The following is a 21148-nucleotide window of genomic DNA, read 5'->3' as shown; positions in this document are numbered from 1 at the left end:
TTGTACCGGGCCTTGTACTGGGCCTCGTACTGGCCTAGTACGACTTGGGCAGGCCCAGGGTCTGGTGGGAGACGTAGTTGAGGATCATCTCCCGGCTCACGGGGGCGATACGGGCCACGCGCGAGGCCGTTATCAGCCGGGCGAGCCCGAACTCGCGGGTGAGGCCGTTGCCGCCGAGGGTGTGCACCGCCTGGTCGACGGCCTTCACACAGGCCTCCCCGGCCGCGTACTTGGCCATGTTGGCGGCCTCGCCCGCGCCGACGTCGTCGCCCGCGTCGTACAGATGGGCCGCCTTCTGCATCATCAGGCGGGCGAGTTCGAGGTCGATGTGCGCCTGGGCGAGGGGGTGGGCGATGGCCTGGTGGGCGCCGATGGGGGTCTTCCACACGGTGCGCTCACGGGCGTACTCCACGGCCTTCGCGAGAGCGTGGCGGCCCATGCCGATCGCGAAGGCGGCCGTCATCACGCGCTCGGGGTTGAGGCCCGCGAAGAGCTGGAGGAGCCCCGCGTCCTCGTCGCCGACCAGGGCGTCGGCGGGCAGCCGCACGTCGTCGAGGGTCAGCTCGAACTGCCGCTCCACGGCGTTGAGTTCCATGTCGATGGGGCGGCGCTCGAAACCCTCGGCGTCGCGCGGGACGATGAAGAGGCAGGGCTTGAGCCTGCCGGTGCGGGCGTCTTCGGTACGGCCGACGATCAGGGTGGCGTCGGCGAGGTCGACGCCGGAGACGAACACCTTGCGTCCGGTGAGGATCCAGTCCCCGGTGGCCGGGTCGCGGCGGGCGGTGGTGGTGATGCGGTGGCTGTTGGAACCGGCGTCGGGTTCGGTGATGCCGAAGGCCATGAGGCGGCTGCCGTCGGCGAGGGGCGGGAGCCACTCGCGCTTCTGCTCCTCGGTGCCGAAGCGGGCGATGACGGTGCCGCAGATCGCCGGGGAGACGATCATCATGAGGAGGGGGTTGCCCGCGGCGCCCAGCTCTTCGAGGACGAGGGAGAGTTCGGTGATACCGGCGCCGCCTCCGCCGTATGCCTCCGGCAGGTTGACGCCGATGTAGCCGAGCTTGGCCGCGGCTTGCCAGAGGCGGGTGTTGTCTTCGGCGTTGGTGGTGTGCGGGTGGGTCTGTGCGAAGGCGGATACCGCTGCGCGGAGGGACTTGTGCTCTTCGGATTCGATGAGGGTGGTCACTGTGCTCCTTCGGGTGCGGGTTGTGTGTGGTTGCTCGCGCAGTTCCCCGCGCCCCTAGGTTGCTTGCACTACCGCCAGTAGAGAGCCGACCGTCACTTGTTGTCCCGGTACGGCGTTCAGCGCGGCCAGCGTGCCTGTCACCGGGGCCGTGATCCTGTGTTCCATCTTCATGGCCTCCAGCCACAGCAACGGCTGGCCCGCCTGGACGGTGGTGCCCTCGGTCAGGCCCTCCGCGACGCGGACGACCGTGCCGGGCATGGGGGCCAGGAGGGAGCCGGGGGCGTGCTGGGCGGTGGGGTCGGGGAAGCGGGGCAGGGCGGTGAGGCGCGTGGTGTTGACGTGGACGTGGTCGCCGTGGCGGGCGATGTCGAAGGGGCGTTGTACGCCGTCCGTTTCGAGGACGACCCGGTCGGGGGCGGCGTGGACGACGCGGACGCCGTCGGCGGTGAGACCCGTGCGGGTGTGCCCGTAGCGGACCTCGTGTTCCTCGCCCGCCACGGCGTAGCGCTTGACCTGCGGTTGCGAGGGCAGGTTGCGCCAGCCGCCGAAGCGTCCCGCACGGGTGCTCGCGTCGGCGAGGGCGGCGGCCAGCGGGGCGAGGGGGTCGGGGGCCGGCTCGGTGAGGTCGGCGAGGTGGCGGTCGTAGAAGCCCGTGTCCATGCAGCCGGAGGTGAACTCCTCGTGGCGCAGGGAGCGGACGAGGAGGTCGCGGTTGGTGACCGGGCCGTGGATCGCCGCCCGTTCCAGGGCTCCGGCGAGGCGTCGGACGGCTTCCGCGCGCGTGGGCGCGTGGGCGACCGCCTTGGCGAGCATCGGGTCGTAGTGGACGCCGATGTCGTCGCCGTCGGTGTAGCCGGTGTCCAGGCGGATGCCGTCGGGGACGGCGAGGCGGTGCAGGCGGCCGGTCTGCGGGGCCCAGCCGTTCGCCGGGTCCTCGGCGTAGAGGCGGGCCTCGACGGCGTGGCCACGCGCGCGCGGGGGATCGTTTTCCAGGGCGTGGCCTTCGGCGATCCGGAGCTGGAGGGCGACGAGGTCGATGCCGAAGACCGCCTCCGTGACCGGATGTTCGACCTGGAGGCGGGTGTTCATCTCCAGGAAGTGCGCCGTGCCGTCGGCGACGAGGAACTCCACGGTGCCCGCGCCGACGTAGTCGACGGCACGGGCGGCGCGTACGGCGAGGTCGTGGAGTTCGGCGGTGAGCCCGGGGGCCAGGCCGGGTGCCGGGGCCTCCTCGATCACTTTCTGGTGGCGGCGCTGGAGGGAGCAGTCGCGGGTGCCGAGGGCCCACACGGTGCCGTGGGTGTCGGCGAGGATCTGCACCTCGACGTGGCGGCCGTTCTCCACGTAGGGCTCGACGAAGACCTCGCCGTCGCCGAAGGCGCTCGCGGCCTCCGCGCGGGCGGCCGTCAGTTCGGCGTCGAGGTCGGCGAGGCGGCGTACGACCCGCATGCCGCGTCCGCCGCCGCCCGCCGCCGCCTTGACCAGGACCGGGAGGTCGGCCTCGGTGACGTCCGTGGCGCCGGTGAGGGCTGCGATGCCCATCAGTTCCTTGGCGCGGGTCTTGGACGCCATCGCCTCGACGGCCTCGGGCGGCGGTCCGATCCAGACCAGCCCCGCGTCCCGTACCGCGCGCGCGAAGTCGGCGTTCTCGGAGAGGAAGCCGTAGCCGGGGTGGACGGCGTCGGCTCCGGCGGCGACGGCGGCCTTCACGATCAGGTCGCCGCGCAGGTAGGTGTCGGCGGGGGCGGCACCCGGCAGGCGTACGGCGGCGTCGGCCACGCGCGTGTGGAGGGCGTTCGCGTCGGCGTCCGAGTGCACGGCGACGGTGCGGATGCCCGCCTCGCGGCAGGTGCGGAAGACGCGGCAGGCGATCTCGCCCCGGTTGGCGACGAGTACGGAAGTGATCACTGGTCTCTCACCCTCACATGCGGAAGACGCCGAAGCCGCCGCGTGCGCCCTCGTAGGGGGCCGTGTGCACGGCGGACAGGCACAGGCCGAGGACGGTGCGGGTGTCGCGGGGGTCGATGACGCCGTCGTCGTAGAGCCGCCCGGACAGGAACATGGGCAGCGACTCGGACTCGATCTGCTGCTCCACCATGGCGCGCAGGGCGGCGTCGCCCTCGTCGTCGTAGGGCTGCCCCTTCGCGGCGGCGGACTGGCGGGCGACGATGGACAGGACGCCGGCGAGCTGCTGCGGGCCCATGACGGCGGACTTGGCGCTGGGCCAGGCGAAGAGGAAACGCGGGTCGTAGGCGCGGCCGCACATGCCGTAGTGCCCGGCGCCGTAGGAGGCGCCGAGCAGGACGGACAGGTGCGGGACGCGGGAGTTGGAGACGGCGTTGATCATCATGGCGCCGTGTTTGATGATGCCGCCCTGCTCGTACTCCTTGCCGACCATGTAGCCGGTGGTGTTGTGGAGGAAGAGGAGCGGGATGTCGCGCTGGTTGGCGAGCTGGATGAACTGGGCGGCCTTCTGCGACTCCTCGCTGAACAGGACCCCCTGGGCGTTGGCGAGGATGCCCACCGGATAGCCGTGCAGGGCCGCCCAGCCGGTGGTCAGGCTGGTCCCGTACAGCGGTTTGAACTCGTCGAAGTCGGAGGCGTCGACGATTCGGGCGATCACCTCGCGCGGGTCGAAGGGCGTGCGCAGGTCGGCGGGGACGATGCCGAGCAGGTCCTCCGGGTCGTACTTGGGCGGCTCGGCGAGGGGCGGGTCGGCGTACGCCTTGCGGTGGTTGAGCCGGGCGACGACGCGGCGGGCCTGGCGCAGGGCGTCGGGTTCGTCGACGGCGAAGTGGTCGGCGAGGCCGGAGGTGCGGGCGTGCATCTCGGCGCCGCCCAGCGACTCGTCGTCGCTCTCCTCGCCGGTGGCCATCTTGACCAGCGGCGGGCCGCCGAGGAAGACCTTGGCGCGCTCCTTGACCATGATGGTGTGGTCAGACATGCCGGGGATGTAGGCGCCCCCGGCCGTGGAGTTGCCGAAGACGACGGCGATCGTGGGGATGCCGGCCGCGGACAGCCGGGTGAGGTCGCGGAAGATCGCGCCGCCCGGGATGAAGATCTCCTTCTGCGAGGGCAGGTCGGCGCCGCCGGACTCCACCAGGCTGATGCAGGGCAGCCGGTTGGCGAGGGCGATGTCGTTGGCGCGCAGGGCCTTCTTCAGCGACCAGGGATTGCTGGCTCCGCCGCGCACGGTCGGGTCGTTGGCGGTGATCAGGCACTCGACGCCCTCGACGACACCGATGCCGGTGACGAGGGACGCGCCCACGGTGTACTCACTCCCCCAGGCCGCCAGCGGCGACAGCTCCAGGAAGGGCGTGTCCGGGTCGAGGAGCAGTTCGATGCGCTCGCGGGCGAGGAGCTTGCCGCGCTTCCGGTGCCGGGCGACGTACTTCTCGCCGCCGCCCGCGAGGGCCTTGGCGTGTTCGGCGTCCAGCTCGGCGAGCCTGCCGAGCATGGCCTCGCGGTGCGCGCGGTGGCCGGGGTCGGCGGGGTCGAGGGCGGAGGGCAGGACGGTCACGGCACAACCTCCGGAACGTACGGCGGGACGGTCACAGCAGGACCTCCGGGATGTCCAGGTGCCGGGCGCGCAGCCATTCGCCGAGCGCCTTGGCCTGCGGGTCGAAACGGGCCTGCGCGGCGACGCCCTCGCCGAGGATGCCCTCGACGACGAAGTTGAGGGCGCGCAGGTGGGGGAGCTGATGCCGGGTGACGGGCAGGTCGCGGGCCTCGGGGATCAGCTCGCGGAACCGGTCGGCGGTCAGTGCGTGGACGAGCCAGCGCCAGGCGTCGTCGGTTCTGGCCCACACGCCCACGTTGGCGTTGCCGCCCTTGTCGCCGCTGCGGGCACCGGCGACGAGGCCGAGGGGGGCGCGGCGGACGGGTCCCGGGGGGAGCGGCCGCGGGAGGGGTGGTTCCGGCACCGGTGCCGGTGCCGGTGCCGGTACGGCGGGGTCCTGGGCCGGTGGTGGTGACACGCTCACGCGCCGCCCGTCATGGAGGACGGCCACATGGTCGACGGCCCCATGGGGGACGTACACATCCTCGAAGACCCCATAGGGCGCGCCCTTTCCGGGTGGCGCGAGCACATGGAATCCGGGATAGCTCGCGAGGGCCAGTTCGATCGCGGCGCCGCTCAGCGCCCGTCCCACGGCCTGCTGGTCGGCGTCCCGGACGACGAGCCGCAGCAGGGCGCCGGCCGTCTCCTCGGTGGGGGCGTCGGGCCGGTCGGTGCGGGCCAGGTCCCAGCGGACGTCGGCGACCTTGCCGAGCGCCGGTTCCATCTGGTCCCGCACCAGCGCGGCCTTGGCCTCGATGTCCAGGCCGGTGAGGACGAAGGCGACCTCGTTGCGGAAGCCGCCGAGGCGGTTCAGGCCGACCTTGAGGGTGGGTGGCGGGGCCTCGCCGCGCACGCCCTCCACGCGGACGCGGTCGGGCCCGTCCTGGCTCAGCCGTACGGTGTCCAGCCGGGCGGTGACGTCGGGTCCGGCGTACCGGGCGCCGCCCGTCTCGTACAGCAGCTGTGCGGTGACCGTGCCGACGTCGACGAAGCCGCCGGTGCCGTCGTGCTTGGTGACGACCGAGGTGCCGTCGGCGTGCAGTTCGGCGAGCGGGAAGCCGGGGCGCCGTACGTCGCCGTCCTGGAAGAAGGCGTAGTTGCCGCCGGTCGCCTGCGCCCCGCACTCCAGCAGGTGCCCGGCGACGACCGCGCCCGCGAGCCGGTCGTACTCCGTGGGCCCCCAGCCGAAGTGCGCGGCGGCGGGTCCGGTGACCAGCGCGGCGTCGGTGACCCGGCCGGTGACCACCACGTCCGCACCGGCCCGCAGGCACGCGGCGATGCCGAAGCCGCCGAGGTAGGCGTGCGCGGCCAGCGCGCCCGGGTGGGCGGCGGTGAGGTCGTCGCCCTCGACGTGCGCGACCCGCACCGGGATGCCGAGCCGCTCGGCCAGTGCCCGTACGGCGTCGGCGAGTCCGGCCGGGTTGAGGCCGCCCGCGTTGGCGACGATCCGCACGCCCCGCTCGTGGGCGAGGCCGAGGCACTCCTCCAACTGCCGCAGGAAGGTGCGGGCGTATCCCGCGCCGGGGTCCTTCAGCCGGTCCCGGCCCAGGATGAGCATGGTCAGCTCGGCGAGGTAGTCGCCGGTGAGGACGTCCAGCGGGCCGTCGGTGAGCATCTCGCGCATGGCGTCGAAGCGGTCGCCGTAGAAGCCGGAGGCGTTGCCGACGCGGAGCACGCTCACCGGGGCTCCCCCTGCCCCGGGCGTCCGGCTCCCGGCTGGCGTCCGGCTCCCGGCGGTCCGGCGAAGGCCTGGGCGATGTCCAGCCAGCGGTCGGCGTCCGGACCCTCGGCGGTGAGGGCGAGGTCGGCGCGGTGGGCGCGCTGGGTGGCCAGGAGGCAGAAGTCGAGCGCGGGGCCGGTGACGCGCTGGGTGGCGTCCTCGGGGCCGTACGCCCACACGTCCCCGCCGGGCGCGGTGAGTTCGACGCAGAACGGCTCGGCGGGCGGGGTGAGTCCGTGGACGGCGTAGGCGAAGTCCCGGGCGCGGACGCCGATGCGGGCGACGTGCCGCAGCCGGTCGGTGGGCGGGCGGGACCCACCGAGGGCGGCCGCGATGTCCAGGCCGTGGGCCCAGGTCTCCATCAGGCGGGCGGTGGCCATGGAGGCGGTGGCCATGGGCGGGCCGTACCAGGGGAAGCGGGCGCCGGGGGCGGCGGTGCGCAGCGCCTCGTCGAGGGCGGCGCGGCCGTCCCGCCAGGCGGCCAGCAGGTCGGCGGGGGCCTGCTCGGCGCCCTCCTCGGCGGCGTCGTCGACGTACCGGTCGGGTGCGGCGAGCGCCTGCTCGACCAGCGCCCGGAAGCCGTTCGCGTCGGTGACGGCGACCAGGGCGGCCCGGTCGGTCCAGTGCAGGTGCGCGATCTGGTGAGCGATCGTCCAGCCGGGCGCCGGGGTGGCCAGCCGCCACTCCTCGGGGCTCAACTTGGCCACCAGCGCGTCGAGTTCCTCGCTCTCCTCGCGCAGGTCGTCGATCACGGGCGTCGGGTCGGACACGGGGCGCTCCCCTCGGGCACGGCGATGTGCGGGGCGGTGTGGGGAGGAGCATGGCAGGGTGGCCGGTAACAATCAAGCACGCTTGCATGATTTTGCGCGACGGGCGGGCGCCCCGGTCACGACGCTTTCGAGCCCACCCGGTCGGCCCGCGCGGTCAGCCCGCAGGCCAGACCGTCAGATCCACGTCGAGGAAGCCGTGTTCCGGCATGGCGGTCGACTTGGTCTGGATGACCAGCAGCGCGATGTCGCCGCTGCGGTGCCTGACGCAAATCTCGGTTCCGGCCGCGGACGCGGCCAGGGGGAGCTCGTGCGGGACGCTTGGGCCGGCCGTCAGGTCGCGGCACTTCTCGTAGGTGGCGCCCGGCTCGCCGGGGACCTGAACGATCACGCTCGTGTCACTCGTCAGCTCACAGCCCGCCGACTCGCAGCCGAAGCGGATGTCTCCCTCGCGGCCCTTGCCTTCCTTGCCGCTGCGGATCATCAGCGAGTTGTCGCCGGTCAGCAGCGGCACGTAGTAGGCGTGGGCCACCGGCGCCGTGGTCCCCGCCGTGGGGCCGTCGGCCTCCGTGTCCGACGTTCCGGCCGACGACGCGGCCGCCTCCTCGCCCGACGCCGCCCCCTCCGCCACCGGACGGGGCGTACCGGACGCCGACGCGGACTCGGACGTCGAGGCCGACTCGGCCGCGTCCCGGGCCCGGTCCAGGCCGCGCCCCGCCGCGTCCAGGAGGGCCGTTCCCGCCGCGATCACCAGGCCGCACGCGACGGCGGCGGCGGCCGTGATCAGGACGGCGTTTCTCCGGCGGCGCCTGCGCTCCTGCGGCCCGTCCGGCCGCCGCGGCACGAACGGGCCGCCGGGTCCCGTGGCGCCCGGCCAGGGCGCGGGGACAATCCCCTGCGGGACGGTCCCCTGCGGGGCGGTCCACGGCGCGGTGTGCGCCGCGGTCGGGCCCGGGGCCGCGACCGGAGTCGCGGCGGTCGCCGCCCCCGTGGCCGCGACCGGCGGCGGGACCGTCACCGGGGGCCCGGCGATCTCCCGCCACACGGCGGGCCCCGTGTCCTCCCCCGCGTCCCGGCCCAGCTCCCGGCGGCACCACTCGACGATCTCCGCCGGGGCGGCCCGTTCCGCGGGGTCGGCGGCCAGGCACCGGCCGAGCAGGTCGCGCAGGCGCTCGGGCAGCTCGGAGAGGTCGGGCTCCGAGTGGACGATCCGGTACAGCACGGTGGCTGCCGGTCCGTCGCCGTACAGCGGCTTGCCCAGTGCCGCGAACGCGGCCGTCTGCCCGAGCGAGAAGACGTCGGTGGCCGCCGTGACGGCACCGGCGGAGGCCTGTTCGGGCGCCATGTACTGGGCCGTGCCGATGGTGGTGCCCGTGGCGGTGTGCGCGGTGCTGTCGGCGGCGAGCGAGATGCCGAAGTCGATGACCCGCGGCCCGTCGGCGGCCAGCAGGACGTTCGCCGGCTTGAGGTCCCGGTGCACGATCCCCGCGCCGTGGACGGCCTGCAGCGCCTCGGCGACGCCCGCCATCAGCCACAGCACCGCGGGCACCGGCAGCGGCCCGCTGCGGGCGACGGCGTCCGACAGTGCGGGGCCGGGCACGTACAGCGTGGCCAGCCAGGGCGGGGTGCCGTCCGGGTCGGCGTCGATCAGTTCGGCGGTGTAGGCGCCCTTCACCTTCCGGGCCGCCTTGATCTCCCGGCCGAAACGCCGCCGGAAGGTCTCGTCGTCGGCCAGTTCCGAGCGTACGACCTTGATGGCCACGGGCCGCCCGCCCCGGGTGTGGGACAGATAGACCCGGCCCATGCCGCCCGCGCCGAGCCGGGCCGCGAGACGGTAACCGGCCACCGTGCGCGGATCGTCGTCCTGCAAGGGCTGGAAGACCTCGGCCGAGTGAGTCATCGGTTTCCTCCCCATGGTCCCGATGAGCTGACCAGGTACGCAGCCTATGCGCTGCGGGTGAGGGCCACGCGCGGCGGGGCCGTCACCGGGCGGTCACGCACACCGGGCGTCACCGGCGCGGGTCACGGCAGCTCGGGGACCGGCGCCTTCGTCCGCCGCCGCCCCACCTGGGTCCGTACCGCGCCCATGCTGGCCGCGATGACCAGGGCGATGGCGGCGGACTGGGTGGCGGTCAGGGCCTGGTCGAGGATGAGGAAACCGGCCGCCGCGGCGATGGCCGGCTCCAGGCTCATGAGGATCGCGAAGGTCGGCGCGGGAAGGCGGCGCAGCGCGAGGAGTTCGAGGGTGTAGGGCAGGACGGAGGAGAGCAGGGCGACCCCGGCGCCCAGCGCGAGCGTCACCGGGTCGATCAGCTTCGACCCCGACTCCACGATGCCGAGCGGCAGGAACAGCAGCGCGCCGACCGCCATCGCCAGCGCCAGCCCGTCGGCCTGCGGGAAACGGCGTCCGGTGCGGGCGCTGAAGACGATGTACGCCGCCCACATCACGCCCGCCGCGAGGGCGAAGGCGGCACCGGCCGGGTCGAGGCCGCCGAAGCCGCCGCCGCCCAGCAGGAAGACGCCGGCCAGGGCGAGCGCGGCCCAGAGCAGGTTGACCGCACGGCGGGAGGCGAAGACGGACAGGGCGAGCGGGCCGAGCACCTCCAGGGTGACGGCGGGGCCGAGCGGGATGCGGTCGACGGCCTGGTAGAAGAGGCCGTTCATGGCGGCCATGGCGATGCCGAAGACGACGACCGTGCCCCAGTCGGCCCGGGAGTGGCCGCGCAGCCGGGGGCGGCAGACCAGGAGCATGACGACGGCGGCCACGGCCAGCCGCAGGGTCACCACGCCGAGCGCCCCGGCCCGCGGCATCAGGCTCACCGCCAGCGCGGCACCGAACTGCACGGAGATGCCACCGGCGAGGACCAGGCCGACGGGGCCGAGGGCACCGAACCGTCCGCCCGGCGCACCGTCCGGCACGGACGCGTGACCGACGGCGGGCGCGGCGGCGGGCGCGGCGGCCGGGGACGAGGTGCCGGGGGTGGCGCTGGGGGTACTCACGGAGGCTCCGGGACGGTGTGCGGACGGACGTCGTTCAGCGTACTGCACTGCGCGGTCCACAGTAATGGACCATGTCAGGCACGTAGCACTTTTACGCAACTGTCGGGGCCGGGGTGTCCGGCTGTCAACGCACGTCCGCCAGGCGGGCCGGGACCACCCCTGCCCGGCCCCGCACCGAGCGGGTAGCGTCCACCGGGTGAGACGACTCCTGACCCGCCTGTGGCGCCTGCTGCGCCCCGTCCAGAGCCGCCTGATGTGGCTGGTGAACGCCAAGTTCGTGGTCGGCGTGACCGGCGTCGTGCGGGACGACGAGGGGCGGGTCCTGATGCTGAAGCACCGGCTGTGGGCGCCGGGCCGCCAGTGGGGTCTGCCGAGCGGCTTCGCGCACAAGGGCGAGGACTTCCGGCAGACCGTCGTCCGGGAGGTCAGGGAGGAGACCGGGCTCGACGTGGAGGCGGGCCGGCTGATCATGCTCAACAGCGGCCTGCGCACCCGCCTGGAAGTGGCCTACGAGGCCCGGCTGCTGGGCGGCGAGCTGCGCCTCGACCCCTTCGAGATCCTGGAGGCCCGCTGGTGCCGCCCGGACGAACTGCCCGAGGACGCCCAACCGGTCTGCCGTCCGCTGGTACGGGGCGAAACGGCACCCTGACCGGGCCGGTCATCCCATACTCTTGGCGCCGTCCAGGGCCTCTCGGATGATGTCGGCGTGGCCGGCGTGCTGGGCGGTCTCGGCGATCACGTGCATCAGCACCCGGCGCGCCGACCACTCGGTGTCGGCCTCGAACCACGGCGCCTTCGGCAACGGGTGGGCGGCCCCCAGGTCGGGCAGCGTGGCGATCAGCTCCTCGGTCCGGCGGGCCACCTCGGCGTAGTCGTCCAGCACACCGGCCAGCGTCTCGCCCGGCAGCATCTTGAACTCGTCGGCCCGCCGCGCCCAGTCGGCCTCGGTCATGGTCGCGAAGTCGCCCATCGCGGACGGGCCGTTCACGATGAAGCCGGTCCAGTTCCGCTCGGCGGCGGTCGTGTGCTTGATCAGGCCGCCCAGACACAGCTCGCTCACGGTGGTCCGCAGCCCGGCCTGCTCGTCGGTGAGGTCACGGGTGGTGAAGCGCAGGAAGTGCCGGTGCTTGGCCAGTGTCTCCAGCAGGTCGGCACGCTCGCCGGTGAGGGGCTCGGTGGTGGTCATGGGGGTCTCCGCCTTCCGGTGGTCTTGCTCCGCCTTGCTCTTGCTCCGTCGAACGAGGACCACATTAGGAGCGATCTAGGCCTGATCGTGTCCTATATCGTCAGCCGGCGGCAGAGGGACGGCACAGTTCCCGACCCACGAGTCCGGTCATGGCCTGCTGGGTGCCCCGGCCACCGTCGCTGTTGATGTACACCGCCGCGCTCCGGGCCCCGTCGCGGGTGGCGCCGGCCCAGGTGACGTAGCCGAGCAGTTCGCCCCGGTGACCGAACCAGCTGCCGCCGCAGGGCAACGGGATCTCGGCGAGACCGAGTCCGTACCGCACGCCCAGCTCGGGCGCCGCCACGGTGCGCGTCATCTCGGCGAGCTGCGCCGGAGCCAGCAGGCGGCCGCCGAGCAGCGCGGCGTAGAACCGGTTCAGGTCATGGACGGTGCTGATGACCGAGCCGGAGCCGACGGCCATCGTCGAGTTCAGCTCCGTGACCTCGGTGCCCGCGCCGGTGCCGGTGCCGAACGCGGTGTACCCCTGGGCGTGCCGCCCCCGGATGAACGGGAAGGCACCCGGCGTACCGGTGTCCCTCAGGTGCAGGGGCCGGATGATCCGGTCCGTCACCTCCCGTGCCCAACTGCGGCCGGTGACCCGGTGGATGATCATCGCGGCGAGCGTGTAGTTCGTGTTGGAGTACGACCAGCCTTCGCCCGGCGGGAAGTTGGGGGCGTGCCGCATCGCCGTGCCCACCAGCTCCGTCGGACTGTAGGTGCGGAACCGCTCCGCCCGGTAGCCCTCGGGGCTCCGCAGCGCGGGTATCTCCGGGACCACGTCGGGGACACCGCTGGTGTGCTGCAACAGTTGTCGCACGGTGATCCGGCGGCCGTCATTGCCGTTGCCGCGGACCACTCCCGGCAGCCACCGTTCGACGGTGTCCTCCAGGGACATCCGCCCCTCGCCGACGAGTTGCAGCACCACCGCGGCGGTGAAGGTCTTGGTGGCACTGCCGATCCGGAACCTGCCGTCCCGCGGCATCGGCCTGCCGGTGCCCGCCGCGGCCGTCCCGGCGTACGCGCTGTCACGGGCGCCCCGTGAGTTCACCTCGGCCTGCACACCCACGGCCCCGGTGTCGTGGATCGCCTCCACCTGCCGCTGGAGCGGATCGGCCGGGCGCGGCGCCCCCGCCGCCGCGGTGGGTGCGGTCGACGCGGCGAGGACGACCGCGGCCAGACCGGTCAGGACGAGCAAGTCCCTCCGGCGCCTTCTCAACCCGTGCATGACGGCTCCCTCCCCTGAGGTGGTCGGCGACCATTGCACCAGCGGAGGGCAGGCCGGCCCATCCGGCTGCCCCCAGACCCTCCGATGCGCTGTCCCCAAGGGCTGCCGGGGGGTTATCCCCCTGGTTCAGCGGGCGATCTCTCCGCCGCCCATCAGCATGTCCAGCCCCCTGGTGTCGTCGAAGGTGCGCGCGAGCAGCCGGCTGACGCCCTCGGTGGAGGGCCCCTTCGCCGTGCCCCGAAGCAGGTACACGACGCCCTCGGCCGTGTCGCCGCCCGGCGCGGTCACCACGAGGTCGGCCCGGCCGTCGCCGTCCAGGTCGGTGAGGCCCACGGCGGCGCCGAAGTCCGCCGCCCCGTCCGGCGCGGCCCCGAGGTCGTCCCCGTCGAACAGCCGGGCGCCCGCACCGCTGAGCCCGTCCGGCCCGCCCGCCAGGAACAGCACCTGCTCGGGCCCCGGTTCCCCGTACACGTCCCACCGGGGAGCCCCGGCCACCACGTCCGCGTACCCGTCGCCGTTGACGTCCCCGGTGTCCAGGCCGGTGAAGACGGCGTCCTCGTCCTGGGGTTCGTCGCCGGGCACGCCGGGGGTGTCCCGGTCGACGGTCGTCCTCCGCTTCCCCGGGCCGCCCTCCGACCCGTACACCACCGTCACCGAGCTGCGGCTCGCGTCGCCGCCTCGGGGACTGAGCACCAGGTCGTCGACGCCGTCGCCGTCCACGTCGCCGATCGCCCCCTCGCCCGCGCCGGGGAGCCGGACGTCCCCGGGCTGCGTGAAGCCGTCCCGGCCGCCGCGCAGGTAGCTCACCGGCTGGGTCCGGTCCCGCCAGGGCACTTCGCCTCCGGTGTCGGCGTCGTGGATGCTCACCAGGTCGTCCACGCCGTCGCCGTCGAGGTCCCCGGCGAGGAGGTCGTCGTAGTTCGCGCCCTCGACGTCCGGGGCGGGGCGGCGCGGAGCCGGGACGCGGCCCGTCCCGGCGGGGGTGCCGTCCCGCCCGAAGGGCCCCTTGAGCAGGCCCTTGTCGGAGCCGAGCCCGAAGACCAGGTCGGGGTGCCCGTCCCCGTCGAAGTCACCGGCGGCGAGCTGCTCGTCCAGGATCGGGTCCTCGCCCCAGGGGACGTGGCTGCCGTCCGTCCCCGGCACCCGGACAGCACGCGAGAGCCCGTCCTCGGACCCCCACATGATGATCACGCTCCGCTCCCAGTCGAAGACGGATGCGGCGAGATCGGTGTATCCGTCCCCGTCCAGGTCCCGCGCCACCACGTCCGTCCCGAAGAACGACTCGTCCCGGTTCTTGCCCGGTATCCCGGCGTCGGCCTGCGTCAGGTACTGGCAACGGTCGATCCCGGTCCCGTCCCCCGCCCCGTACACGACCTCGATGCTCCCCCCGCCGTACCCGCCCGGCACGTCCCCCATCGAGCCGAACGCCAGGTCGGGGTGCCCGTCCCCGTCGAAGTCGGCGGCGCCGTCCGACGCGGGCCGGTCCGACGCGGGCCGGTCCGACGCGGGCCGGTCCGACGCGGGCCGGTCCGACGCGGGGGAGGCGGCCGCGGTGCCGTGAGCGCCGCCGGTCCCGCAGCCGTACGGCGCGGCGATGTCGGCGGGCCCGTCGTCGGCGATCACCAGACCCGCGGCAACCGCCATGGCGACCAGGGCCGCGCCGCCCCCGACCACCCACGGCCGCCTACCGCCCCGCCACCGCGACGCCGCCTCCACCTGATCTCCCGAACCGTTCATACGGACGATCACGCGCTACTCGCGGCACGCGGTTCCGACGCCTCGGACGGGCCGACGCCCGACGGCAAGCAGGTGCGAACTCGCCGCCAACAACGCGGGGTAGGCTCCGGGGCCCCGTCTCCGGCGCCTTGCAGTACTGTGCGCACACGTGATCGAGGGGGGTCATGGACCAGACATCAGGACGATCCGTTGCGTCCGTCGCGGTGCGCGGGCGGGACGGGAGCGTGTGGCTGGAGGGCACGGCGGTCCGGCTGACGCAGGACGGATCGCAACGCCGGATACCACTCACCGCGATCGAAGAGATCCGGCTCGGCGTGGGACCGGAAGGGGCGGTCGAGGTTGTCCTGACCGCGAGTCCAGGCACGCCCCCGACGGTATACCGGCTGGAGGGCGGTGCCCCAAGGGCGGCGGACCAGTTCGCGCGCACGGTCAACGAGGCGTTGCCGCGGCGGATGCCGGGGGCGCCCGTGCGGGACGGGGAGCAACTCGTTGAGGTGCTCGGGAATGTCCCACCTGCGGCGAGGCCCCCGGCGCACGCCGGCAGGTGGAGGAGCCGCCTCCTCATAGCGGTGTCGGCGTTGCTCTACCTCGTCGGCCTGGCGGTCTTCGTGGCCGTGGACGACATAGGGCGGGCGATGCTGTGGGGCATCGGTGTCCTGCCCCTCGGTTCCGGGGGGTTCCTGCTGTCCTTGGGTATGACCTGGTGGTACGACTGGACCGTGCTGAACCGCCGCGGCGTCTCCGTCATGGCGAGGCATGCCCGGGGGTTCGAGAGCAGGAGCCACTTCGCCTACGTCGATCTGCAGGGTGTAGAGCGGGAGATCCTTCCGGGCCTGCCGTCGCGCCACTACGGCGGCGACTACACCCGGCTCGCGGTTGTCTTCGACCCGCTGCGTCCTACCCGGGCCGCGCCCGTGGCGCCGGGCCGACACTTCGCTGCGCGGATCTCCGGCCCCCTGGCCATCGGGGTGCCGCTCCTCGGCCTCGGCTTGTTCATGGTCCCGTACCAGATGATCGACTTCCTCGTTGGGTAAGCCTTTCGTCCGGCGCAGTTCAACTTGGTCTTCACAGCGGAACCGCTCGCCCACGCGTACGGTCTCCTCCCCCGCACGGCCGCCAACTCCGGCTCCGGGGCCCGAACCGATCCCACGGTGCCATCGCGCCGCCGGTCGTCAGACTCCGGTCGTACGCCCGAGTACCCCCCTGCTCCGACGCGTTGAACGCACCCGGACACCTAACGTCGTCCGCATGACCGGCAGATCACGCACCTCACGCAGGACCGTCCTGACCGCACTGCTCGCGGGAGCCGTGTCCGTCCCCCTCCTGGGGGCCGCCCCCGCGTCGTCGGCACCCGCCGGCGTGCTGGAGTTGCCCTCGCCCACCGGCCCCCGCCCCGTCGGCCGCCGCACCCTGCACCTCGTCGACCGGCACCGCGGCGACCCCTGGGTGCCGGCGGCGCGGGGCAGGGAGCTGATGGTGTCCGTGTCCTACCCGGCACGCTCGTCCGGCGGACGCCCGGCGGCGGCGTACATGACCGAGAGGGAGGCGCAGCGGCTCCTGGAACTCAAGGGGTTGGCCGGGGTCGTACCGGCCGCGACGGTCGCGGGGACGCGTACCCACGCGCAGGCCGACGCGCCCCCTGCGCCGGGTCGCTTCCCCCTCGTGCTGCTGTCCCCCGGCTTCTCCGTGTCGCGCACCACGCTCACCGCGCTCGCCGGGGAACTGGCCGCCCGCGGTTACGTCGTCGCCGCCGTGGACCACGCCTACGAGTCCGTCGGGACGGAGTTCCCCGGGGGCCGGGTACCGCCGTGCGTGGCCTGCGACCGTGTCGGCGTCGACGTCGACGAGGCGACGGTCGTGCGGGGCCGGGCGGCGGACCTCTCCTTCGTGATCGACGAGCTGACCGACCGCCGGAGAGCGGGGGCACTGGCACGCATGATCGACCCGGGCCGTATCGGCGCCGCCGGGCATTCGATGGGCGGAGCGGCCGCCATGGCCACGATGGCGGCCGACCGCCGGGTACGGGCGGGGGTCAACATGGACGGGGGCTTCTTCGTGCCGGACGCGGGACACCGCATCGGCGGGCGTCCGTTCATGATGATCGGGGCCGAGTCCATCCACGGTCCCGGCAACACCGCCAGCGACTGGGCCGCCACCTACGACCGCCTGCACGGCTGGAAACGCTGGCTGAGCGTGGCGGGGGCCGGGCACTTCTCCTTCACCGACATCCCGTGGCTGGCGGAGCAGCTGGGGCTGCCCGATCCGGAGGTGCCGCTCTCGGGCGAGCGGGGCTGGTACATCACCCGCGACTACGTCGGCGCCTTCTTCGACCTCCACCTCCGGGGAATCGCCCAGCCCCTCCTCCTCGGCCCCACGTCCTCCTACCCCGAGGTCGGATTCCACCACCGGCCGTAGCGGACCCCGACGGGACCGTCATTCCAGGCCCTCAGCCAGCCCCTCCGCCAGCCCTTCCGCCAGCCCCTCCGCCAGCACCTCCGCCAGGTGCCGCCCCCGCACCCCCGCCAGCTGCTCCAGCTGGGTCCGGCAGGAGAACCCGTCCGCCAGGACCACCGCGCCGTCCGGGGCCTCGCGCACCGCGGGCAGGAGCTGGTCCTCGGCGCACGCGGCCGACACCTCGTAGTGGCCGTCCTCGAAGCCGAAGTTGCCCGCGAGGCCGCAGCAGCCGCCGCTCAGCTCACCGGTCAGGCCCGCCGACTCGCGCAGGCGCCGGTCGGCCGCGTCGCCCAGAACCGCGTGCTGGTGGCAGTGGGTCTGACCGGTGACCGGACGGTTCACGGCCGGCGGGGTCCAGTCGGGGGCGTGACGCTCCAGCGCCTCCGCGAAGGTGAGCACCCGCGCCGCGAGGCGGGCCGCGCGCGGGTCGTCGTGCAGCAGCTCGGGCAGGTCCGTGCGCAGGGCGGCGGCACAGCTCGGCTCCAGGACGACGACCGGCACGGAGGTCTCCAGCACCGGGGCCATCAGGTCCAGCGTGCGGCGCATCACCGCGCGGGCCCGGTCCAGTTGGCCCGTCGAGACGTACGTCAGGCCGCAGCACACCTGTCCCCGGCGGGCCGTCAGCAGCGCCAGGGCCGACCTCGACGTACCGTCCCCGACCACCCCGCGCTCCCGCAGCGTCGGCGGCAGCACCACCCGCAGCCCCGCCGCCTCCAGCACCCGTACGGCCGCCCGGCCGACGGAGGGCGAGAGGTGCTCGGTGAAGGTGTCCGGCCACAGGACGACCAGGTCCCCACCCCCGACCGGTCCGCCCCGCCCCCGCCACCACCTGCTGAACGTCTCCCCCGCCAGCCGCGGCACCTCCCGCTCCCCCGCGATCCCGCCCAGCCGCTTCGCCACCGCGGCCAACGGCCGCACCGACGCGAGCGCGTTGAGTACCGGCGCAGTCCGCGTCCGCGCCGCCCAGCGCAGCCACACCGGCAGCCACCCCATCGCGTAGTGGGCGGCGGGCCGACGGCGCCCCTCGTAGTGGTGGTGCAGGAACTCCGCCTTGTACGTGGCCATGTCGACCTCGACCGGGCAGTCGGAGCGGCAGCCCTTGCAGGACAGGCACAGGTCGAGGGCGTCGCGGACCTCCGTCGACCGCCAGCCGTCCGTCACCAACTCCCCGGCGAGCATCTCGTGCAGCAGCCGGGCCCGCCCGCGCGTGGAGTGCGCCTCGTCCCCCGTCGCCCGGAACGACGGGCACATCACGCCCGCCCCGGACACCGACGTCGTACGGCACTTGGCGACGCCGACGCAGCGGCGCACCGCCGCCGAGAAGTCGCCGCCGTCGGCCGGGTAGCCGAACTCCACGTCCACCGGCTCGCGCGGCAGGACGGAGAAGCGCAGGTTGGTGTCGAGCGGCGCCGGGCGGACCAGCATGCCGGGGTTGAGGAGGTCGTCCGGGTCCCAGACGGCCTTGGCCCGCTCGAAGAGCGCCACCGTCTCCTCCCCGTACATCCTCGGCAGCAGCTCCGCGCGCGCCTGCCCGTCCCCGTGCTCCCCGGACAGCGAACCCCCGTGCGCCACGACCACGTCAGCCAGCTCCTCCGAGAAGCGGCGGAAGCGGGCCACCCCTGCCTCCGTCAGCAGGTCGAAGTCGATGCGTACGTGGATGCAGCCGTCGCCGAAGTGCCCGTACGGCGTGCCGCGCAGCTCGTGGGCGGTGAGCAGCCGCCGGAAGTCCCGCAGATAGCCGCCCAGCCGGGCCGGCGGCACCGCGCAGTCCTCCCACCCCGGCCACGCCTCCGAGCCGTCCGGCATCCGCGTCGCCGTACCACTCGCGTCCTCCCTGATCCGCCACAGCGTCCGCTGCCCGGCCGGGTCGGTCACCACCAGCGCGTCGACGACGTCCGCCGCCCGTACGACCGCCTCCGCACGCGCCCGCGCCTCCGCCTCCGTGTCGCCGCCGGTCTCCACGAACAGCCAGGCACCGCCCCTCGGCAGTCCCTCCGTGGACGGCACCAGGTCGACCGCCATGCCCTCCACCGTCAGCGGGCCCAGCGGCAGCAGCCCGGCCGCCGCCTCCGCCGCCCCGGCCTCGTCGGCGTAGCCCAGCACGGCCAGCGCACGCGCGCGGGGCGACTCGACCAGCCGGACGACCGCCTCGGTCAGCACGCCGAGCGTGCCCTCCGAGCCGCAGAAGGACCGGGCCACGTCCGCGCCGTTCTCCGGCAGCAGGGCGTCCAGCGCGTAGCCGGAGATGCGGCGGGGGAGGTCGGGGAAGCCGGTGCGCAGGCGGGCCAGGTCGCCGTCCACCAGATCGCGCAGGCCCTCCGGCGCCCCTGCCCACTCCCGCCCGAGCCGCAGCCGCCGCCCCCGCGCGGTGAGCACGGTCAGCTCGCGCACGCTGTCCGCCGTCGTGCCCCAGGCCACCGAGTGGGAGCCGCAGGAGTTGTTGCCGATCATGCCGCCGAGCGTGCAGCGGCTGTGGGTGGAGGGGTCGGGCCCGAAACGCAGCCCGTGCGGCGCGGCGGCGTCCTGGAGACGGTCGAGGACCAACCCCGGCTGGACGACGGCGGTACGCGCCTGCGGGTCGATCCCGACCAGCCGGTTCATGTGCCGGGTGAAGTCCAGCACCACCCCCGTACCCGTCGCCTGCCCGGCGATCGACGTACCGCCGCCCCGCGCCACGACCGGCACCCCGCGCTCCCGGCACACCTCCAGTACGGCCGCCACGTCGTCGGCGTCCCTCGGGGCCACGACACCGAGCGGGACCCGCCGGTAGTTCGACGCGTCCATGGTGGTCAGCGCCCGGGACGTGGTGTCGAACCCGACCTCGCCGCGGACGGCCCTGCGCAGTGCTGCCTCCAGATCGGTCATGCCTCCAGCATGGGCTCTCGTAGCTCCGCACAGGTCCGCACGGCGGAGATCTCGTCTCATCGGACGGACATGTCTTCGTCCGGTTTGGCCGAGGCGATACCCTCCGGCTCGTGGCTGAGATCCAGATTCCTGCTGACATGAAGCCCGCGGACGGTCGTTTCGGCGCGGGTCCCTCCAAGGTGCGGGTGGAGGCGCTGGACGCCCTGGCCGCCACCGGTACGTCCCTGCTCGGCACCTCCCACCGCCAGGCGCCCGTCAAGAACCTGGTCGGCAAGGTCCGTGAGGGCATCCGCGACCTGTTCCGGCTCCCCGACGGCTACGAGGTCATCCTCGGCAACGGCGGCTCCACCGCGTTCTGGGACGTCGCGACGCACGGCCTGATCGAGAACAAGTCGCAGCACCTGAGCTTCGGCGAGTTCTCCTCCAAGTTCGCCAAGGCCGCGAAGCTCGCCCCGTGGCTGGCCGAGCCGACCGTCGTCTCCGCCGACCCCGGCACCCACCCCGAGGCGCGCGCCGAGGCCGGCGTGGACGTGTACGGCCTCACGCACAACGAGACGTCGACCGGTGTCGCCATGCCGATCAAGCGCGTGGCCGGTGCCGACGAGGGCGCCCTCGTCCTGGTCGACGCGACGTCCGGCGCGGGCGGCCTCCCGGTGGACATCACCGAGACCGACGTCTACTACTTCGCCCCGCAGAAGTCCTTCGCCTCCGACGGCGGCCTGTGGATCGGCGTATTCTCCCCGGCCGCGATCGAGCGCGCCGAGCGCGTCCACGCGTCCGGCCGCCACGTCCCGGAGTTCTTCTCGCTGCCGACGGCGATCGACAACTCCCGCAAGAACCAGACGTACAACACCCCGGCGCTGGCCACCCTGTTCCTCCTCGGCGAGCAGCTGGACTGGATGAACGGCCAGGGCGGCCTGGACTTCACCACGGCTCGCACCAAGGACTCCTCGTCCCGCCTGTACACGTGGGCCGACGAGTCCAAGTACGCCACCCCGTTCGTCTCGGACCCGGCCCAGCGCTCGCAGGTCATCGGCACGATCGACTTCTCCGACGACATCGACGCGGCCGCCGTCGCCAAGGTGCTGCGCGCCAACGGCGTCGTCGACACCGAGCCGTACCGCAAGCTCGGCCGCAACCAGCTCCGCGTCGCGATGTTCCCGGCGATCGACCCGGCGGACGTCGAGGCGCTGACGAAGTGCGTGGACTACGTGATCGAGAAGCTGTAGCCGCGTCTCGTCGTACAACGACCTTGGGCGCCCGGCGGATCCCCCGCCGGGCGCTCCACGTTTCTCTCCCTCGCCCTGGTGGCCTGCTCCCCGAAGGACGGGACCCGCGCCCTGCCCTGCCGCATGCCTTGAATCGTGTTGCCGCACCCGCTCTTGAAACTGACATGGTGTGAGGACCTAGCGT

15 protein-coding genes are annotated in these 21148 nt (G+C 73.7%); 4 read left to right on the top strand and 11 right to left on the bottom strand.

Annotated elements, in window-relative coordinates; all coding sequences use genetic code 11:
* Positions 1-34 precede the first annotated feature (34 nt).
* The 7 genes from ACH4D3_RS14525 to ACH4D3_RS14495 form a co-directional block, all read right to left on the bottom strand.
* Positions 35-1183: an acyl-CoA dehydrogenase family protein gene (locus ACH4D3_RS14525; protein ID WP_398321442.1), complete on the bottom strand. Its 1149-nt coding sequence runs from the start codon at positions 1181-1183 to the stop codon at positions 35-37.
* Positions 1184-1237: 54 nt separating this feature from the next.
* Positions 1238-3091 carry a biotin carboxylase N-terminal domain-containing protein gene (locus ACH4D3_RS14520; protein WP_398321439.1) on the bottom strand — a complete coding sequence of 618 codons (1854 nt, stop codon included), beginning with the start codon at positions 3089-3091 and terminating at the stop codon, positions 1238-1240.
* Positions 3092-3104: 13 nt separating this feature from the next.
* Positions 3105-4703, bottom strand: a complete 1599-nt coding sequence (locus ACH4D3_RS14515) for an acyl-CoA carboxylase subunit beta (RefSeq protein ID WP_398321436.1) — start codon at positions 4701-4703, stop codon at positions 3105-3107.
* A 31-nt stretch (positions 4704-4734) separates the two neighbouring features.
* Positions 4735-6423, bottom strand: a complete 1689-nt coding sequence (locus ACH4D3_RS14510; protein WP_398321433.1) for an acyclic terpene utilization AtuA family protein — start codon at positions 6421-6423, stop codon at positions 4735-4737.
* Positions 6420-7232: a TIGR03084 family metal-binding protein gene (locus ACH4D3_RS14505; protein WP_398321431.1), complete on the bottom strand. Its 813-nt coding sequence runs from the start codon at positions 7230-7232 to the stop codon at positions 6420-6422. The genes ACH4D3_RS14510 and ACH4D3_RS14505 overlap by 4 nt, the downstream gene beginning before the upstream one ends.
* Before the next feature lie 154 nt (positions 7233-7386).
* Positions 7387-9129: a serine/threonine-protein kinase gene (locus ACH4D3_RS14500; RefSeq protein ID WP_398321428.1), complete on the bottom strand. Its 1743-nt coding sequence runs from the start codon at positions 9127-9129 to the stop codon at positions 7387-7389.
* A gap of 122 nt (positions 9130-9251) precedes the next feature.
* Positions 9252-10229, bottom strand: coding sequence for an EamA family transporter (locus ACH4D3_RS14495; RefSeq protein ID WP_398321425.1), 978 nt, complete (start codon positions 10227-10229; stop codon positions 9252-9254).
* A 196-nt stretch (positions 10230-10425) separates the two neighbouring features.
* Here ACH4D3_RS14495 and ACH4D3_RS14490 point away from each other — a divergent pair, with 196 nt between their 5' ends.
* Positions 10426-10878 carry an NUDIX hydrolase gene (locus ACH4D3_RS14490; protein WP_398321422.1) on the top strand — a complete coding sequence of 151 codons (453 nt, stop codon included), beginning with the start codon at positions 10426-10428 and terminating at the stop codon, positions 10876-10878.
* Between the two features lie 9 nt (positions 10879-10887).
* Here ACH4D3_RS14490 and ACH4D3_RS14485 read toward each other — a convergent pair whose 3' ends face one another.
* The 3 genes from ACH4D3_RS14485 to ACH4D3_RS14475 all read right to left on the bottom strand — a co-directional run bounded on the left by ACH4D3_RS14485 (position 10888) and on the right by ACH4D3_RS14475 (position 14416).
* Positions 10888-11415, bottom strand: a complete 528-nt coding sequence (locus ACH4D3_RS14485; RefSeq protein ID WP_398321419.1) for a DinB family protein — start codon at positions 11413-11415, stop codon at positions 10888-10890.
* A gap of 100 nt (positions 11416-11515) precedes the next feature.
* Positions 11516-12679, bottom strand: a complete 1164-nt coding sequence (locus ACH4D3_RS14480) for a serine hydrolase domain-containing protein (protein ID WP_398321416.1) — start codon at positions 12677-12679, stop codon at positions 11516-11518.
* 126 nt (positions 12680-12805) lie between these two features.
* Positions 12806-14416, bottom strand: coding sequence for an FG-GAP-like repeat-containing protein (locus tag ACH4D3_RS14475; RefSeq protein ID WP_398321413.1), 1611 nt, complete (start codon positions 14414-14416; stop codon positions 12806-12808).
* A gap of 224 nt (positions 14417-14640) precedes the next feature.
* Here ACH4D3_RS14475 and ACH4D3_RS14470 point away from each other — a divergent pair, with 224 nt between their 5' ends.
* Both ACH4D3_RS14470 and ACH4D3_RS14465 read left to right on the top strand, forming a co-directional pair.
* The gene (locus ACH4D3_RS14470; protein ID WP_398321410.1) at positions 14641-15450 is read left to right on the top strand and encodes a hypothetical protein; all 810 of its coding nucleotides are present in this window, start codon (positions 14641-14643) and stop codon (positions 15448-15450) included.
* A gap of 214 nt (positions 15451-15664) precedes the next feature.
* A complete protein-coding gene (locus ACH4D3_RS14465; RefSeq protein WP_398321407.1) occupies positions 15665-16831 on the top strand; it encodes an alpha/beta hydrolase family protein in 1167 nt (388 codons plus the stop codon).
* Between the two features lie 18 nt (positions 16832-16849).
* Here ACH4D3_RS14465 and ACH4D3_RS14460 read toward each other — a convergent pair whose 3' ends face one another.
* A complete protein-coding gene (locus ACH4D3_RS14460; RefSeq protein WP_398321404.1) occupies positions 16850-19735 on the bottom strand; it encodes an FAD-binding and (Fe-S)-binding domain-containing protein in 2886 nt (961 codons plus the stop codon).
* A 110-nt stretch (positions 19736-19845) separates the two neighbouring features.
* On the opposite strand from ACH4D3_RS14460, the gene serC reads away from it, so the two are divergent.
* Complete coding sequence (serC, locus tag ACH4D3_RS14455) at positions 19846-20964, top strand: phosphoserine transaminase (protein WP_398321401.1); 1119 nt, start codon at positions 19846-19848, stop codon at positions 20962-20964.
* Positions 20965-21148: the final 184 nt, after the last annotated feature.

The sequence above is a fragment of the Streptomyces sp. NPDC018026 genome, assembly GCF_044327745.1.
Taxonomy (GTDB): domain Bacteria; phylum Actinomycetota; class Actinomycetes; order Streptomycetales; family Streptomycetaceae; genus Streptomyces; species Streptomyces rubrogriseus.
Note: the sequence above shows the minus strand (reverse complement) of the source record. Positions and strands in the feature narration are given on the sequence as shown.